The sequence below is a fragment of the Sphingomonas daechungensis genome (assembly GCF_039543105.1).
Classification (GTDB): domain Bacteria; phylum Pseudomonadota; class Alphaproteobacteria; order Sphingomonadales; family Sphingomonadaceae; genus Sphingomicrobium; species Sphingomicrobium daechungense.
In genome coordinates this window covers 226438-244147 of the sequence record NZ_BAABJC010000001.1, presented here as the reverse complement: position 1 = coordinate 244147, position 17710 = coordinate 226438, and the positions used below count along the sequence as shown (strand labels likewise).

Here is a 17710-nt window from a genome sequence, read left to right as displayed (position 1 = left end):
AAGTCCGGCAAGAGGATCATGACTGAATGCGCTTGAAGCGGCCCTTCCTGAAACTGCCCATCCGGTTCGATGCGGAAGCCATTGCTGCAGAGGTCCGTGCCTTGCCGCCCTCCGCCTGGACGCCGCATCCGACGGGCTTTGTCGGCAATGAGGCCGTTCGCCTGGTCACGCCCATCGGCGAAGACAGCGACGCAATCGACGGCCCGATGGGTCCGACAACACATCTCCAGCATTGTGACTACGTTCGCCAAATTATGGCGGAGATTGGCGGTGTCTGGGGCCGCAGCCGCTTTATGGGCCTGGCGGCGGGGAGCGAGGTCCCACCACACATCGACATCCATTACTATTGGCGCACGCATTGGCGGATTCACATCCCGGTGATCACGAATCCGGGCGTCGAGTTCACCTGCGGTGACGAGACCGTCCACATGAAAGCCGGCGAATGCTGGGTTTTCGACAGTTTCCTCAAGCATGACGTCCAGAACCGTGGCGATGCCCAGCGCATTCACCTGGTGTTGGACACGGTCGGCGGCGGTCCTTTTGCCGACCTGCTCGAGGCTGCGGCGTCGGGTCCGCAAACGGAGCGATTCCTCCGGCCCGGAGAGCGCAGCGGAGATGGTCTTGTCTTCGAACGCCTGAATTCGCCCAAGGTCATGTCGCCGTGGGAAATGCGCTGCCACCTTGCTTTCACGCGAGAACAGGCGGGGAGCGATCCACGGACGATCAGGATATTGGATCGGGTCGAGAAATTCATCGATGCCTGGGCTGCGGTTTGGGCGAGGTTCGGCAGCGACGACGCCGGCCGTGGCGAATATGAGCGAGTCCTGGAACAGGCACGGAGAGATATCCTCGCTCTCGGCATCTCGGAGCTGGAGATGCCGAACGAAGTGCCGCTGCCGCGGATGCTCGACCAGTTAATCTTTGTCATGGCGCTCGCCGAGCCTGGAGGCCGCGTTGCCAAGGCGGAGGGCGGAATTGGGGAGCCGCTCAGGCAGGCGGAACCCGCTGCGGCATCGAACAGCTTTATGGACATGGGCGTTGGCGTCGTCGTTTCAGGATCGGCACATTCGGAGCAACGCCTGCAGCCGCCACCGTCGAACTCATACCGAGCGCGCTTCGATCGTCCGGTCATCGTGGTCAGCACGCCGCGCTCGGGCTCGACACTGCTTTACGAAACGTTGGAGCAGGCACCTGGCCTGTATTCGATCGGCGACGAAAGCCATCGTTTGATCGAGACGGTGCCGGGATTGGCGCCACAGCACCGTGGGTGGTCGTCGAATCGCCTGACCGCCATCGATGCGACTGCCGATCGGGCCGAGCACCTCGCCGAAGGCTTTTATCGCCAGCTTCGGGACCGTGACGGCAATGCTCCCGCCGGACGCGCGCGCATGTTGGAGAAGACCCCCAAGAACGCACTTCGGATTCCATTCTTCGACGCGCTCTGGCCGGACTCCGAGTTCGTCTATCTGTACCGGGACGTGCGGGAGACGCTCTACAGCATGCTGGAGGCGTGGCAGTCAGGCGGCTTTCGGATGTATCCGGGCCTACCTGGCTGGCAGGGGGCGACCTGGTCCCTGTTGTTGGTTCCCGGCTGGCGGCGTTTGAACGGCATGCCCTTGCCGGAGATCGTCGCTCACCAATGGGCAATCACAACCGAGACCATGCTCGACGATCTCGAACAGATCCCCGATCAGCGAGTGCACGTCGTCGACTATGGGTCCTTCCTGGCCTCGCCGCAGGCTGAGATGGAGTCTCTCGCGCCGGCCCTCGGGCTCGGCTGGGATCGCCAGCTTGGTCCATCGCTTCCGCTTTCCAAGGTGACGGTTTCCGCGCCTGAGAAGGACAAGTGGCGGAGGATCGAACCGACGATCAACACGATCTGGCCGATCGTGGAAAAGGCGGATGCCAGGGCACGCGAATTCGTCGCGCGCCGCCGGGCCGCGACCCGCGCCGCGGCCTAGCGCGGGCAATTTGGCGTTCCGAAGGTCGCGGGCTAGAGGCGCGGCAACCACCTCGCGCTCACGGAGAATGCGCCGATCATGACGGATCAAGTTTCGCCGCCGGTTCACGCCGGAGCCTCTCAGACGCCAGGCGTTCCGCCCGAAGGAGTGCCGCAGGAGACCAAGATCGGTGCGTCGCGTGGGCTTGCGGCATGGCTGACGCGGCATAAGACCAGCTTCGCATTCACCTCGTACCAGAGCGGGCGGTTGCTTCTGACCGGGACCATGCCGGACGGGACCATTTCCGTGAATCAGCAGCATTTCGGCCGGGCGATGGGCGTGTGCTGGGATCGGGATGGCCTCTGGCTCGCCACCCGCGCTCACCTGTGGAGGCTGGAGAACATCCTCAAAGCGGGTGAAATTGCGGAGGGGCGCTTCGATGTCTCGCTCATGGCCCGGACGATGTACGTCACGGGCGATATCGACGTTCATGAGCTTTCCGTCGACCAGACTGGCAATCCCGTGTTCGTAAACACGGCATATTCGTGCCTGGCCAAGCTGGACCCCATCCACAGCTTCAAGCCGATCTGGAAGCCGCCGTTCATTTCCGAGCTCGCGCACGAGGACCGTTGCCACATGAACGGTCTCGGCATGCTGGCTGGCAAGCCGAAGTATGTGACGACCGTCAGCCAGACGGACGTCGCCGATGGCTGGCACGGACGTCCACTCCCGAAGGGTGTCTTGATCGACGTGGAGGACGATCGGATCGTGAGTGACCGGTTGTTGATGCCGCATTCGCCTCGCTTGGCCGACGATGGGCGGGTCTATGCCGTGGATAGCGGGCGCGGGTATGTCGTCGAGGTCAATCCGCAGACGGGGGAACTGCGTGATATTGCATTTTGCCCCGGGTTCCTCCGCGGCATGGCATTGCTTGGCCAGTACGCTTTGGTGACGGTTTCGAAGCCGCGATACGGAACGTTTCAGGACATCCCGATCGGCGACGAGCTGGCTCGACGAAACCTGACCCCGATCTGTGCCGTCATGGTCGTGGATCTGGACGCGGGAGAAATCGTCGAGTGGCTCCGGCTGGAAGGCGAGGTTCAAGAGCTATTCGCGATCGAACTGATGCCGAACATCAAATGCCCGATGGTGGTGGGACCTAGCACTCCAGAGTTTTTGACGACGGTGACGTTCGATCCGGAGATATCCTCGCTCAACGCATGATCGAGGGAGCGGGCGAGGACTGTCCGGTGCTTCCAACCTGAGCACCAAGTCATGTTGCATTAATGCTACAATCGCTCGCGGATTTTCGCGGAGCGTCGCTCTTTGCTTTCTTTTCACAGAGGGTTTCGTAAGTCGTCCGCAGGGGAAATTTCCATCCACTCCGAGGGGGATCGACTTCACATGCGCCCAATTTCTTATGCATTTTTGACGTCTGCTTCCTTCGCAGCGCTTGCGATAGCAGCGCCTGCGAATGCGCAGACCTCCACGCCGCCGGCATCCGGCAGCGACCCGTGCGCGGCTCCTGCTGACCAGCGGGATCCGAGCGCCAATTGTCCTGCGGCTGAGACGGCTGCAGGCGAGGCTATTGCACAAGGTGCGACCACCACGGGTGCCGATTCAGGCATCGTCGTCGTCGGTTCGCGCATCCGTCGCAACAATTTCAACGGGGTCGACCCCGTCACTGTCATCAACCGCGACGCCGCGGTCGATGCCGGCTTCAATTCGACCGCTGAAGTGCTTCAGAGCGTCGGCGTCACGGGCGGCACCGGCCAGATCAACGATACCTTCGGTGGTTTCGTCGTTGAGGGCGGTCCGGGCGTGAACACGCTGTCGCTGCGCGGCCTTGGTACGACCCGCACCCTGATCCTGCTCAACGGCCGCCGTATTGCTCCTGCCGGTACCCGCGGCCAGGTGGGTGCTGCCGACTTGAACGTTCTGCCGACCTCGATCCTCGACCGGATCGAAGTGCTGAACACCGGCGCGTCGTCGATTTACGGTTCGGACGCCGTCGCCGGCGTCGTCAACATCGTGACGCTCAGCAAGTTCAACGGCCTTGCCATCGAAGCTGACATCACGGCTCCGGAAGTCGGTGCTGGCGCGTCGCAGCGTTACTCGATCACCGCCGGCACGTCGGGCGAGCGTTTCTCGATCCTCGGCTCGATCGAAGTGTTCGACCGCAACCGCATCACCCAGGGCGACCTGCCCTGGACCCGTTGCCCGCAGCAGCGCCGCCTGAGCCCGCTGGGCGTTAACGACACGAACAAGTGCTGGCCGCTTGAAGAAGGCGGCGTCACGGTCAACACGATCGGCACCGGCTTCTACTTCATTAACAATCCGGGCACCGACGTGGCGCCCGGCTTCGAGCCCAATCCTCCGGGCTACTATCTCTATTGTAACCGTTGGCGGCCGAATGCCGCGAACACCGCTGGAACCCTGCCGGGGTTCGAGTGCGTCGGCGGCCTGATCTACAACCCGACGACGGGTGGCGGTTTCGGCAGCAGCCTCGCGGTTCGCGATACTTTCGCTCCGTCGATGCTGAAGCAGGACGTCATCTCGCCGACCCGCAACTACACGGGCTATCTCTCGGCGACCTACGACACCGGCTTCTTCGGTGACGGCCAGCTCTATTCGGAACTGCTGATCACCCGCCGCAAGTCGCAGCAGAATGGCCAGCGCCAGTTCACTCTCGACTATGCCCCGAACAGCCCGTTGCTGCTCGCAGCCAATGGCGGTCTGTTCACAACTCAGCCGCGCCGGGTGAACTCTGCCATCGGCATTCGTACCTTTGCCGACTACGGCATCTACGACAGCAGCCAGACGCAGGACTTCGTGAAGTTCTCGGTTGGTTTCCGTGGCGACCTGCCGTTCCTGCCGACGTGGCGTTACGACTTCTACGCCAACAAGAGCTGGGCCGACGGCACCTACAGCTTCGAGCAGATCCTTGCGGATCGCCTTGCCCAGAGCTTGAACGTTCGCTTGGTCAACGCAGCTGGCACGCCGATCACGACGCCGGGTGCAACGATCGCCAACACGCCGGGCGCGCGTTTTGCCTGCGTGGTTACGATCGGCAACTGCGTTCCAGCTCCGGCGATCAGCAATGCGATCATCGGCGGCCAGGCTCGCACGGCGGCAGCAGCATGGTTCGACTACGTCACCGACGACGTGGTGGGCCATACGTCGTTCCGTGAGACGACCTTCAACGCGACGTTCGACGGACCGCTGTTCCGCCTGCCGGGCGGTGACGCTCAGGCTGTGGTCGGCTTCGAGTATCGCAAGTCGAGCATCAACGACGTCCCGTCGTCCGATGCGCAGCGCAACAACCTGTACAACTTCACCTCGGCGCCGATCACCAAGGGCTCCGACAGTGTCTGGGAAGCATTTACCGAGCTTGAGTTCCCCGTCCTCCGCAACGTTCCGTTTGCTGACGAGCTGACCTTCAACGCTTCGGGCCGCTTTACCCACTATGAATCGTACGGGTCGGACACGACGTACAAGATCGGCGGCAAGTGGGCTCCAACCCGCTGGCTGGCGTTCCGCGGCAGCTACGGCACCTCGTATCGTGCTCCGGCGCTGTACGAACAGTTCCTGGGTTCGACGACGGGCTTCCTGTCGGCTCAGAGCACCGATCCGTGCACCAGCCTCTTCAACGTCACCAACCAGACGATCGTCGCCAACTGCCTTGCCGATGGGTTGCCCAACAACTTCATCAACAACGGCAGCACGACGGTCATCCAACAGGGCGGCGCGGCTGCGGGTCTTGAGGCGGAGACGTCGAAGAACCTGACCTTCGGGACGGTGATCCAGCCGACCTTCGGTCCGGCCTTCGGTAACCTGTCGCTCGCCATCGATTACTTCCGCATCGAGGTGAACAACGGCGTGTCGCAGCTTGGCGCGGGTGCTCTCGCCCGTGGTTGCTACGACGGAACGCGGCCTGAGTATTGCCAGTTCGTCGTCCGCGCGCCGTACACCGGCTCGGGTACCGGCCAGCTGACGATCACCCAGTCGTACATCAACGTCGCGACGGACATGGTGAAGGGTATCGATTTCACCCTCCGCTACGACCGCGAGCTGGGCCCGGGCAAGCTCGACCTCGGCATCAATGCGGTTCGGGTTATCGACCGCGTCAACCAGAACGATCCGAACTTTGCGGCAACGCACTTCGAAGGTTCGATCGGTAATCCGAAGTGGGCCGGCACCGGTCACGTCGGATACGACTGGGGTCCGTGGTACGCTCGCTGGGGTGTCGAGTTCATCGGCAAGAGCAGCGATAACTTCCTGGTCGACCCGGCGGATTACCCGTCGAACGTCTACGACTTCTCGGTCAAGGACTACTGGCTGCACACGTTTGCCCTGCGTTATGAGCCGAGCAACCGCTACAGCCTGACGGCCGGTGTTCGGAACGTCTTCGACAAGAAGCCGCCGAAGATCACTGCCGAGGATCCGTTCGTGAACACCATTTCGAACATCCCGCTGCAGTCCGGATGGGACTTCCGTGGCCGGACGTTCTTCATCAACGCACAGGCGAAGATCTTCTAAGGTCAAACCTGATCAACAACTCGACGGGCGGGAGAAATCCCGCCCGTTTTTTTTGTCCGGACCTCGTCGGCTGAGCCCCCGAGCTTTCTTTCCTTTGCAACTGCGCGCCAGCGACTAAAGTCGGGCTTCTTCGGAAGTCTGGGGACTGATGGGCGAGATCGGGGGTTCGGGATGGCTGGTGCTGTTTATCGCGGGGCTCTGGCTCGCGATTGCGGCGGCCGTTCTGGTCATTGCCGCCCGCCGAATCCGGGAAGCGAGGTCGGTAATCGCCGCCGCCCGGTCGATGGCGTCCTTGCTAGAAGTGTCGCCTGCGAGGCCGCTCATCGCGCGGCCCGACGGCACGGTCGAAATGGACTCGAGGCTCGTCCGGGAACTTGGCCTAAAGGGACCAGTCCGGACATGGTCCGATCTTGGCGGAGAAAAATTCGGGCTCGATCTCGCCGCCCTCGATGAAATCCAGCAGGCTGTTCGCTCGGCATCGCTCTCAGGCGGGGGCGTCGAACTCCAGGCCAAGGTGGCGGGTTCGGATCGAGTGCTCGAAATCCGGGGGGCGCCAGCCCCTGCGCCCGAACCTGCCGGAACAATGCTGCTCTGGCTTTCGGACACGAGCACGGCGGAAGCGGAGCGGTCCAAACTCGATCTGCGAATCCATCAGACAGAGTCGGCGCTGGATTCGCTTACACACCTTATCGAAGCGGCACCGTTCCCAATGTGGTATCGGGGACCAGATCTTCGACTGGGACTGGTCAATCGCGCCTTCGTCGAGGCCGTCGAGGCCAAGGATGCTGGCGACGTCATTGCACGCTCGATCGAACTGATCGACGCTCCCGGCTCGGACAGCGCGCGTGCCTCCGCGCAAGCGGCGATCGAATCCGGCAAGTTTCATTACCGCATGCAGCCCGCGACGATCCGGGGGGAACGCCGCATGATGCGGATCGTCAATGTTCCGCTTCCGACCGGCGCTGTCGCCGGCTTCGCAATCGACGTTCAGGACCTGGAGGACGCGCGGGCCGAGCTTGCCCGCCACGTCCAGTCGCAACGGGATCTTGCGGACCGAATGACGGCGGGCACCGTGCAGTTCGACGGCGACCGCAACGTCAGCTTCTTCAATCAGCCGTTTGCCGTAATGGCCCAGCTCGATCCAGAATGGCTGGCAGAGAGCCCAGAGTTCGACCGCGTGCTGGAACGCATGCGCGAACGCAATCGAGTCCCCGAAGTCCGCGATTTTCCGGTATGGAAGGCCGAACGTCGGGAATGGTTTACCAGCCCGCAGGAAGTCATCGAGGAAGACTGGATTCTTCCCGACGGCGACCATCTCCGCATTGTCGCGCAACCGCTGCCTGATGGCGGTCTTCGGATGTTCTTTGAGGATCGGACCGAGCAGGTGCGACTTGCGTCCGCTCGCGACACCTTGCTGCGGGTTCGTGCCGCGACGTTCGACAACCTGTTCGAAGCGATCAGCGTGTTCGCCAGCGATGGACGGCTATACCTGTGGAACAAGAGGTTCCAGGACGTCTGGGACCTGGAGGAGGAACGCCTTACCGAGCACCCGCGTGTCGATGAGCTCGTGCCGGCGATGGCCCGCAAGCTCGTCAATCCCACGGCGGCGGCGCAGATCCGTGAAATGGTGCGGCACACCACCAACGAGAGGCAACCCGCGAGCGGTCATATCTCGCTGACCGATGGCCGGCATTTCGAGTTCGCTGCCGTGCCGCTGCCTGATGGCAACGCGCTCTTTACGATGGTCGACGTCACGGACTCGACGCGGATTCAGGAAGCCTTGCGAGAACGCGCGACCGCGCTCGAGCAAGCGGACCGGGTCAAAACGGACTTCGTGGCCAACGTCAGCTATGAATTGCGGACGCCTCTCACGTCCATCGGCGGTTTCGCGGAGATGTTGGCTGGCGGATACGCCGGGAAACTTGCACCTGCAGCCGCGGATTATGTGAGTGCGATCCTGGAGGCTGTTGATCGGCTGTCGAAGCTGATCGACGACGTGCTTGCGCTGACCCAGGGCGACGTCAGCGGAATCGCACTCGAAAAGGAGCGCGTGGACCTCGGTGGCCTGTGCCGGATGGCGGTCGAGACGGTGCAGGCCCGCGCAAAGGAGAAAGAGCAGAAGCTCGAGGTCGACGTCGCGCCGACCACGGGCTTCGTCTTCGGGGATGTGAGGCGCCTTCGAGAGTCGATCGAGCATGTCCTCAACAACGCCATTGCCTACACCGATCGAAAGGGACGGGTGCGGCTGGAGGCTACGGGTGACGAAGCGAACGCCGTCATTCGGGTTGTCGACAACGGCATCGGCATTTCGAAGCAGGACTTGCCGCGTGTCTTCGAGCGGTTCGACCGGATCAACGAAACCGGCGTCAGGGGTGAGGCGGCACTTGGACTTGGACTGCCCCTGACCCGTCAGTTCCTCGAGGCGCACGGCGGTGCAGTCGAATTGGACTCCAAGAAAGGTAAGGGTACCACCGTCACGCTGACGATACCCCGCGGCTCCCGATGATCCTGCCCGATGAGAGCGAAACACGGGCGTTCGGGCAGCGGCTGGCAGCACTTCTGCGACCAGGAGACGTCGTTACGCTCAGGGGGCCCTTGGGCGTCGGCAAGACTGCCTTGGCCCGCGCGATCCTCCAAGCTTTGGGGCATGAGGGCGATGTGCCGAGTCCCAGCTTCGCGATCGTCCAGCCATATGAGGATCTCTCGCCGCCGGTCTGGCACGTCGATCTGTTCAGGATAGAGGATCATGGAGAATTGGAAGAACTCGGCCTCGACGCGGCCGCGGACGGTGTGCTTCTGGTCGAATGGCCGGAAAAGGCAGGTACCGGGCTCTGGCCGCAAGCGCTTGCTTTGACCCTGGATTTTGCCGCGGACGGCGCGCGGAGCTTGACAGCGAACGTGCCGTCTTCATGGCAAGGGCGATGGCCTCCACCATGATTCCGCCGCCTCACGCGCCCCAATTCCTCGCTTCGTGCGGTTGGGAAGGTGCGGAAATCCGGCCGCTGGCAGGCGATGCGTCCTTCCGTCGCTATTTCCGCGTGCAGCTCGGCGACCGGAGCGCGGTCTTGATGGATGCGCCGCCCCAACATGAGGACGTTCGTCCCTTCGTCGCCGTAGCGGAATGGCTGACGAGGACCGGACTGACGGCGCCGGAAATCCTCGCGCGGGACGTCAGCGGCGGGTTGCTGCTCCTTAACGACTTTGGCGACGAGCGCCTCCGCGAATGTCTCGACAGCGATCCTTCGCGAGAAAGAGAACTCTACGAGATGGCGACGGACGTGCTGGTTCATCTGCACGGGCATCCGCCAATGCCGGGGCTTCCGCCGCACGGCTTGCAGCAATGGCTCGAAGAACTGAAGCTGTTCACCGAATGGTATTGCCCCGCCGTCGGCCTCACGGTGGACGAACTTGCGTATTGCTCCGCCTGGACGGAGGTTCTTGAGCCCATCGCGAACGACGGTCTTGGGCCCGTCACGGTCCTGCGCGACTATCACGCCGAAAATGTCATGCTGGTCCAGGGCCGCGAGGGAGTGAAGCATTTCGGACTTCTCGATTTCCAGGACGCGCTGGCCGGTCACCCGGCATACGACCTCGCATCCGTTCTGGAAGACGCGCGGCGCGATGTGCCGCCTGCGATCGAGCGCGCAATGCTCGATCGCTACGTGACCGCGACAAGCCAGGACGAGCGATTTGCGCGCGCTTATTGGGGCCTCGCCGCTCAGCGCAACACGCGGATCCTTGGCGTATTCACTCGCCTGTGGAAACGCGACAACAAGCCGCACTACACGCATTTCCAGCCGCGCATGTGGGGATTGCTGGAGCGCGATCTTGCCCAGACAGGGCTGGAGCCGGTCCGTCGCTGGTTCGACGAAAACGTCGGCCCGGAGTTTCGCCTCGCCCCGTGGAAGGAGGCGGCGTGACCGCTGCTCGCCGCGCGCTGAGGCTTCGTGCCGAAGTCTCGGCGGATGTGCCGAAGACGGCGATGGTTATGGCAGCCGGACTGGGCAAGCGCATGCGGCCGCTAACCGCGACCCGTCCAAAGCCGCTCGTCGAAGTTGCCGGCAAGCCTCTGATCGACCACGTCCTCGACCGGCTGCGCACCGCCGGAGTCGAGAATATCGTCGTCAACGTGCACTACCTCCCCGGTTCGGTCGAGGCCCACCTTGCAGCGAAGGCCGGCGGGCTCAACGTCACCATCTCCGACGAGCGCGAGCAATTGCTCGAAACGGGCGGCGGGTTGGTCAAGGCTGCACCCCTGATCCACGACGATCCGTTCCTGGTGGTGAATAGCGATAACCTCTGGATCGACGGTCCCGCCGATACGCTGAAGCTGCTGGCCTCGCATTGGGACAGCTCACGAATGGATGCTCTCCTGCTGCTCGTGCCGCACGCCCGGGCGCAGAATCATCGCGGGCTCGGCGACTTTCACATGGACCGGGCAGGCCGCCTGAGAAGGCGTGAGAAGGCGCGCATCGCACCATTCGTCTTCACCGGTATCCAGATCGTGTCCAAGGCTTTGCTGAGAGATGCGCCTGAGGGTGCATTCTCAACCAATGTCTTCTGGGACCGGGCGATCGAGGAAGGCCGCTGCTTCGGCGCAGTCCACCAGGGGCTGTGGTTCGATGTCGGGACGCCGAAGTCCATCGTCGAGACCGAAGCCTTCCTGCAGAATGGCTGAGGGGCACGGCGGCCAACCGGCCGTCTTCACGATCCCCACGCACCGGTCCTTTTCGGATTCCCTCGTCGCGGGCCTGATCGCGAGATTCGGGGCCGACCCCCTGGCGCTGGCGTCCGGACGGATCCTGCTGCCGAACAATCGTGCGGTCAGAACGGTCACGGACGCGTTCGTTCGCGCGAGCGGGTCGGGGCTGCTGCTGCCGCGCCTGATCCCGGTCGGCGATCCGGAGCTTGACGACCGCATCGGTGGTGCGCTCGATCCGGCAGACGATGACGACCCCATCCCGCCGGCGATCGATCCGCTCGAACGGCTGATGCTCCTGGCGGAGATGGTCCGTGGACCGGGAGAATCATCGGCCGAGGCCCTGCGTCTGGCACAGGAACTGGCGCGGACGATCGATGCCCTGGAGATCGAGGAGATTGAGCCGAGCCGGTTGACGGACGCTGCGGCCGATGCACCGGACCTTGCGCACCATTGGCAGAAGGCGCTGGAGCGGTTTCGCGCCGTTCTCGATCGCTGGCCATCGCTCCTCGCCGAGCGGGGTCGCATCGATCTTACCGATCGCCGCAATCGGCTTCTGCGGCGGACAGCGCAGCGGTGGTCCGAGAGACCGCCGAGTGGATTCACGGTTGCCGCGGGAATCACCACCTCGGCTTCGGCAATTGCCGACCTGCTGGGGCGGGTCGCACGAATGCCGAACGGACTCGTCGTGGTCCCCGGCCTGAGCCTGCTCAAGGCGATGCCGGACGCGGAATGGGACGCGCTTGGCCCCGACGACCGCGGTCGCAGCGAGGAAACCCACCCTCAATACCATCTGAAGCTGCTCCTCGACCGGATTGGCGTGGCAAGGGGCGAGGTCCAGCTCTGGCCGTCATCCGGGCGATCTGCGTCGCCTGCAGTCCGAAGCCGCGCGATTGCGAACGGGATGACTGGCGCAGATTTCAGCGACAAGTGGAACGCGCTGAGGCCGCCCGAGCGGCGGCTGACCGGCATCCGGGCCGTCGAGCTTTCCGATCCCGCGGCCGAAGCGCAGGCCATCGCTCTCGCGATCCGTGAGGCGCTCGAGACGCCGGGACGAACGGCCGCTCTCGTCACGCCCGATCGGCTGCTCGCCCAGCGTGTTTCCGCATTGCTCGGGCGTTGGGGAATCGAGGCGGACGATAGCGCCGGCCGGGCTCTGTCCCAATTGCCGACCGGCACTTTGCTGCTGGCGATCGCCTCTGCAGCGGCGGAAGATCTGGCACCGGTTCCCTTGCTCGCGCTTCTGAAGCACCCGCTCGTCGGGAGGGAGGGCGAGGAGCGGCGCCGGTGGATGGATGACGTTCGCTTGCTCGACGAGGCGCTGCGTGGGCCCCGACCCGCCGGTGGACTTGAAGGCATCGACGCACATGTCGCCGAGCACGCAATTCGTGACCGTGCCTGGAAGCGCCTTCGCCCGCGCCTCTCCACCCTCGCTGCCGTGCGGGACGCTCAGTCGCTGTCCGGTCTCGCAAGGGCGGCATCGGCCGCAGCCAGCGAACTGTCAGGCGAGAGGATCTGGTCGGGTGTCGCGGGTCGAGGAGCTGCGGACCTGCTCGCGGAGCTTCAGGCGCTCGACCGATCCGATCTGCCATTAGGGCCGAGCGACAGCGGTCCGATCCTGCGGCAGTTCCTGGATGGGGTGCGCGTCCGTCCGCCTTACGGCGGGCATCCTCGCGTGTTCATCTGGGGCCTTCTCGAAGCGAGATTGCAGCAAGCCGATCTGATGATCCTGGGCGGGCTGAACGAGGGGGTATGGCCCGCCTTACCAGCTCCCGATCCCTGGCTGGCGCCGAAGATCCGGGCGAACCTTGGTCTCCCTGGTCTCGAATTCCGGATCGGCCTTTCGGCGCATGACTTCGCCAGTGCTCTTGGGGCGCCGCAAGTGCTGATCACGCGCGCGCGCCGCGACAGCCGATCACCGACGGTCGCTTCGCGGCTGTGGCTGCGGCTGCAAGCGATGACGGGTGGGCTGGCGCACGATACCAGGCTGGAGCGGCTTTCGGTGGCACTTGACGATCCCGGTCGTCCGATGCCCGCCGATCGCCCGGCACCGAAGCCCGACAGGTCGCTTCGTCCATCCAGGATTTCGGTGACCTCGGTCGATCGCCTGAAGGCCGACCCGTTTGCCTTCTATGCGCAGGCGATCCTGGGTCTGCGCCGAATGGACCCGGTCGACGCGGAGCACAGCGCGGCCTGGAAAGGAACGGCCGTTCATGAGGTCTTCGAAACCTGGCTGAAGGAGGACAATTGCGATCCTGAGCGGCTGGTCTGGCGCGCTCGCGAACTCCTTCGCAGCGAGACGATCCATCCGATGCTCCGTGCACTCTGGCAGCCGCGACTGATGGAGGCGATCCGCTGGATCGAGGGGCAGGAGGTCGAGAACCAGGCCAAGGGACGCCGACCCCTCGCGGGTGAGAAGAAGGGCGAAGCGACGATCGAGGGTGTCGTGCTTCACGGCAAGGCCGACCGCATAGACCGGCTTGAAAGCGGCGGCATTGCGATCGTCGACTACAAGACCGGCAAGGCCCCGTCGCAGCGAGCGGTCGACGAGGGCTTCGCGCTGCAATTGGGCCTGCTCGGGCTCATCGCGGAGGCCGGCGGGTTCGATGGTATCTCGGGCAAATCGAGCACCCACGAATACTGGTCGCTCAGCAAGTATCGCGACCAGTTCGGGAAGTGCGTTCGGCCCGACAAGTCGATGGGCGCTGAGGAATTCCTCGACCATGCGCTTCGGAACTTCAGCGAAGCCGCCCGCAAGTGGCTGACGGGCGACGAGCCCTTCATTGCGAAACTGAACCCGAGCTACGCGCCCTATGGCGACTATGACCAGCTCATGCGACTGGAAGAATGGTACGGCCGCAAGTGAGGTTAACGGCGCGGCTTCTTCTTCACCTTGGACGCGTAGAGCAAGGCTGCGACGATCGCGGCCGAGCCGATCCCGACCGCCACACCGGCCTTCACGAGCTTCGTCCGGCGCTGCTCGCTGGCTTCGTCGCTGTCTTCGTTGTCGGCCATTTCGAACCTCTGAATGCTTACGATCGCCCCAACTTTATGAGTGCTGCGAAGACAATGGAAGCGCTCGCCTGATGGGGCGCCGGTTCAAGCCTTTGCCGTCCCTCCAGGGTGCTCAGGCCGCTGCGGTTGATCCCAACGTACATGCCGCGGTGTCGGCGTCGGCGGGATCGGGCAAGACTCAGGTCCTGACTGGCCGCGTCCTCAGCCTGCTGCTGAATGGCGCCGATCCCGAGACGATCCTTTGCCTGACTTTCACGAAAGCCGGCGCGGCGGAGATGGCGAACCGCATCGGGGCGCGCCTGGCCGCCTGGGTTCGGATGAAGGATGCGGAGCTTGGGCAGGACCTGATGGCCCTTCGCGCCGACCCCGGTCCGAATAGCCGTGAACGCGCTCGTAGGCTGTTCGCCAAGGTCCTGGAAGCGCCTGGAGGCCTTCGTATCCAGACCATCCACAGCTTCGCGCAGGCTCTGCTTGCGGCTTTCCCCGCGGAGGCGGGGATCACCCCCGGCTTTGCGCCGATCGAGGGCAGGGCGGAGCAGGAGCTGGCCCGCACGACACTGGCCAACCTTCTGGCGGACGCTGAAGCCAAGGGCGACGAACGGCTGATCGGGGACGTGCAATGCCTGAGCCTTCGCCTCGGCGAGGAAGGCGCGGTCCGGTACTTGATGCTTTGTGCGCACGCTGCGGATGCAATGGCGAAGCTCGGCGCACCGGATTCGATCGAGCCGTTCATTCGCGGCACAATGGGATTGCCCGATGCCTCGGTCGACGATTTCTTCGCTCATCATCTCGGCGACGACCGCATCGATCGCGATCTGTTGCGCGCCATCGCCGACGCAAACCGGCGCTGGGGAGCGTCGACCGGGCTTGGCCATGCGGACGTCATCGAGCGCTGGCTTTCCCTGACGCCGATCGAACGTGCCGCCTCGCTCACCGAGATCAGGAAAGTCGTCCTCACCGACAAGGACACGCTGAAGGTCTCGCCGGGACAGACGAAGGCTGAGCCCAATTACGAAGAGCATGCCGGTCGGCTTGCCAACCTCGTCAGCGAGTTGCTCGCCGTCCAGAACGGCGTTCGCCTGGCGGCCGACATGGCGGCGGGGCTCCGGGCGGGGCAGGCCTTCGCCATCGCCTATTCCGCGGCGAAGCGGAGCGCAGGTGTTGCCGACTTCAACGACCTGATCGCCTGGACCCGCGCGCTTCTGGCTACGCCGGGGATGAGTGAGTGGGTGCGCTACAAGCTTGATCGCCGCACCGACCATATTCTCGTCGACGAAAGCCAGGACACCAACCGCGAGCAGTGGGAGATCGTGCAGGCGCTTGCGGGTGAGTTCTTCGCCGGCTCGGGCGCTCGCGAGGACCGCAATCGCACCCTCTTCATGGTCGGCGACTTCAAGCAGGCGATTTTCGGTTTCCAGGGCACCGACCCGAACGAGTTCCGCCGCGCTCGCGAATGGGTCCGCAAGCAATCGTCCAGCGCCCGCTTCGCCTCCGGCATGCTGTTTGCCGACGATGACGATGAGGCAGCCGCGCTGGAATTCCGCGATCTATCGATCGAGGCCAGCTATCGCTCCGCGCCTGCCGTGCTTGACGTCGTCGATGCGGTGATCGCCGACGTTGGATACGAACGAATGGGCCTCCCGGAGCGGCCAAACCAACATCAGGCACACTTCGACCGCAGGCCCGGGATTGTCGAACTCTGGACGCCCTTCTCCGTCGAGGACGGTGTGGAGGAGGAAGAGGGCGAGGAAGGCTGGCTAGGCGAGGATGCCCGCCGTTACGCCAGTGCCCTTGCCCGGCAGGTTCGCAGCTGGATCGATGAGGGCCCCGTGCTGGCGTCGACCAAGCGGCCGCTCAGCGCGGGAGACGTCCTGATCCTCGTGAGAAGCCGAGGCGAGCTGGCGTCGCTCATCGTGGCGCGCCTGTTCGAGGAGGGCGTGCCGGTGGCGGGTATCGACCGCCTGCACCTTCAGGAGCCACTGGCGGTCAAGGACTTGCTGGCGACGATTGCATTCGCCGCGCAACCGCTCGACGATCTCAACCTCGCCAACCTGTTGGTCTCGCCGCTGCTTGGCTGGAGCCAGGAACTGCTTCTCGAGCTAGCGCACGGCCGCGACCGCATTTCGCTCTGGCAGCGCCTGGGGGAACGCGCGGATACCCGGCCCGAGTTCAGGAAAACGAGGGACGAGCTTGGCCAGCTTCTGGCGATGGCCGATTTCACGACACCGCACCGCTTCCTGGAGACGATCCTCAGCGGGCCGATGGACGGGCGAAGGAAGCTTTACGGTCGGCTCGGGTTGGCCGCGCGGGATCCGATCGACGAGCTGCTGACGAGCGCACTCGATTTCGAGCAGCAGGAGATTGCGTCGCTCGACCGCTTTCTGGACTGGTTTTCGCGTGGGGAGGTGGAGATCAAGCGTGACCCTTCGGCGCCGACCAACGCGGCGCGGGTGATGACGGTGCACGGCGCGAAGGGGCTGGAAGCTCCGGTGGTCATTCTCGCCGACGCAACGGCCGATCCGGCGCGCCTGGGCGGCGTTCAGCGTACTCTGGATTTCCCGATAACAGGAGTGGGGGAAGTCCCGCTTATCCGCCCGCGCAAGGCGGAGCGTGTCTCTCCCTTCAGCGAACTCATCGCAGTCGAGGAAGCTCGGGACCTTCAAGAGCATTGGCGGCTCCTTTACGTCGGCCTGACTCGCGCCGAGGAGCGGCTGGTCATCGCCGGGATCAAGCCGAAAACGAAGGACGGCGTCAGGCCTGAGAACTGCTGGCACAGCAGCGTCGAGCGGGCGCTGGTCTCGCTTGGGGCCGAACCCGTGGTCGAAGAGCCATGGGGGCAGGTCCTGCGTTACAGCGGCTCAGTTCCTGTCAGTGCAGTCAAACCGAAAGCGGACGCCGCGGCACTTCCGAACCCGCCGATTCCCGCTTGGGCCACAGCCCCGGCGCCTCCGGAGTCCCGCCCTCCGCGGCCGCTCGCTCCGTCCGCGATCGCCGAAGACCGGGAGGCCTTGCCGCCGCCGAGTGAAACGATGCGCGCCGCCGCCGAGCGGGGAACGTTGATCCACCAACTTCTCGAACGGTTGGCTGATGTGGATCCGAAGCACCGGCACGCGACTGCGCTGCGCTGGCTTGAGCGCTCCGCGGGCGTCACCGAGGAGGGGAGGCGGACGGAGATTGCGGATACCGTTTGCGAAGTGTTGTCGGATGTGCGGTTCGCCGCCCTGTTCGGAGACGGCTCTCTCGCTGAAGCACCTCTCGCCGCGACACTGCCGGACGGCACGGTCGTTGCCGGAACCGTGGATCGGCTGTTGGTTGAGAAGGATCGCGTCTCGGTCATCGACTTCAAGACTGGCCAGGTGCCAGCATCGGAAGGCGAAATACCCGGTCCGCACCAGTCCCAGATGAAGGCCTACACCGGCGCATTGCGGGTCATCTTCCCCGGGCGGGAGGTTCGCGCGGCGCTACTTTACACCAGCGGACCGGCGCTGTTCCAATTGCAGTGTTGAGACTGCCGACC

10 protein-coding genes are annotated in these 17710 nt (G+C 64.2%); 9 read left to right on the top strand and 1 reads right to left on the bottom strand.

Annotated features, from left to right (window positions below; genetic code table 11):
• Nucleotides 1-26 precede the first annotated feature (26 nt).
• The 8 genes from ABD928_RS01170 to addB all read left to right on the top strand — a co-directional run bounded on the left by ABD928_RS01170 (nt 27) and on the right by addB (nt 14044).
• Nucleotides 27-1961, top strand: a complete 1935-nt coding sequence (locus tag ABD928_RS01170) for a sulfotransferase (protein ID WP_345165292.1) — start codon at nt 27-29, stop codon at nt 1959-1961.
• Between the two features lie 78 nt (nt 1962-2039).
• Entirely contained in the window at nt 2040-3164 is a 1125-nt protein-coding gene (locus ABD928_RS01165; protein ID WP_345165289.1) for a TIGR03032 family protein, read from the top strand.
• Nucleotides 3165-3368: 204 nt separating this feature from the next.
• The gene (locus ABD928_RS01160; protein ID WP_187714116.1) at nt 3369-6479 is read left to right on the top strand and encodes a TonB-dependent receptor domain-containing protein; all 3111 of its coding nucleotides are present in this window, start codon (nt 3369-3371) and stop codon (nt 6477-6479) included.
• A 148-nt stretch (nt 6480-6627) separates the two neighbouring features.
• Nucleotides 6628-8985, top strand: coding sequence for a PAS-domain containing protein (locus ABD928_RS01155; RefSeq protein ID WP_345165285.1), 2358 nt, complete (start codon nt 6628-6630; stop codon nt 8983-8985).
• The gene (gene tsaE, locus ABD928_RS01150) at nt 8982-9416 is read left to right on the top strand and encodes a tRNA (adenosine(37)-N6)-threonylcarbamoyltransferase complex ATPase subunit type 1 TsaE (RefSeq protein ID WP_345165282.1); all 435 of its coding nucleotides are present in this window, start codon (nt 8982-8984) and stop codon (nt 9414-9416) included. The genes ABD928_RS01155 and tsaE overlap by 4 nt, the downstream gene beginning before the upstream one ends.
• Nucleotides 9401-10399, top strand: a complete 999-nt coding sequence (locus ABD928_RS01145) for an aminoglycoside phosphotransferase family protein (RefSeq protein ID WP_223276175.1) — start codon at nt 9401-9403, stop codon at nt 10397-10399. Before tsaE ends, ABD928_RS01145 begins: the two co-directional genes overlap by 16 nt.
• The gene (locus ABD928_RS01140; protein ID WP_395623948.1) at nt 10396-11157 is read left to right on the top strand and encodes a nucleotidyltransferase family protein; all 762 of its coding nucleotides are present in this window, start codon (nt 10396-10398) and stop codon (nt 11155-11157) included. The genes ABD928_RS01145 and ABD928_RS01140 overlap by 4 nt, the downstream gene beginning before the upstream one ends.
• Nucleotides 11150-14044, top strand: coding sequence for a double-strand break repair protein AddB (gene addB / locus ABD928_RS01135; protein ID WP_345165275.1), 2895 nt, complete (start codon nt 11150-11152; stop codon nt 14042-14044). Before ABD928_RS01140 ends, addB begins: the two co-directional genes overlap by 8 nt.
• Nucleotides 14045-14046: 2 nt before the next feature.
• On the opposite strand, the gene ABD928_RS01130 is transcribed toward addB, so the two are convergent.
• Nucleotides 14047-14193 carry a hypothetical protein gene (locus ABD928_RS01130; RefSeq protein WP_187714114.1) on the bottom strand — a complete coding sequence of 49 codons (147 nt, stop codon included), beginning with the start codon at nt 14191-14193 and terminating at the stop codon, nt 14047-14049.
• Nucleotides 14194-14264: 71 nt separating this feature from the next.
• On the opposite strand from ABD928_RS01130, the gene addA reads away from it, so the two are divergent.
• Entirely contained in the window at nt 14265-17699 is a 3435-nt protein-coding gene (gene addA, locus ABD928_RS01125) for a double-strand break repair helicase AddA (protein WP_345165270.1), read from the top strand.
• Nucleotides 17700-17710 lie beyond the last annotated feature (11 nt).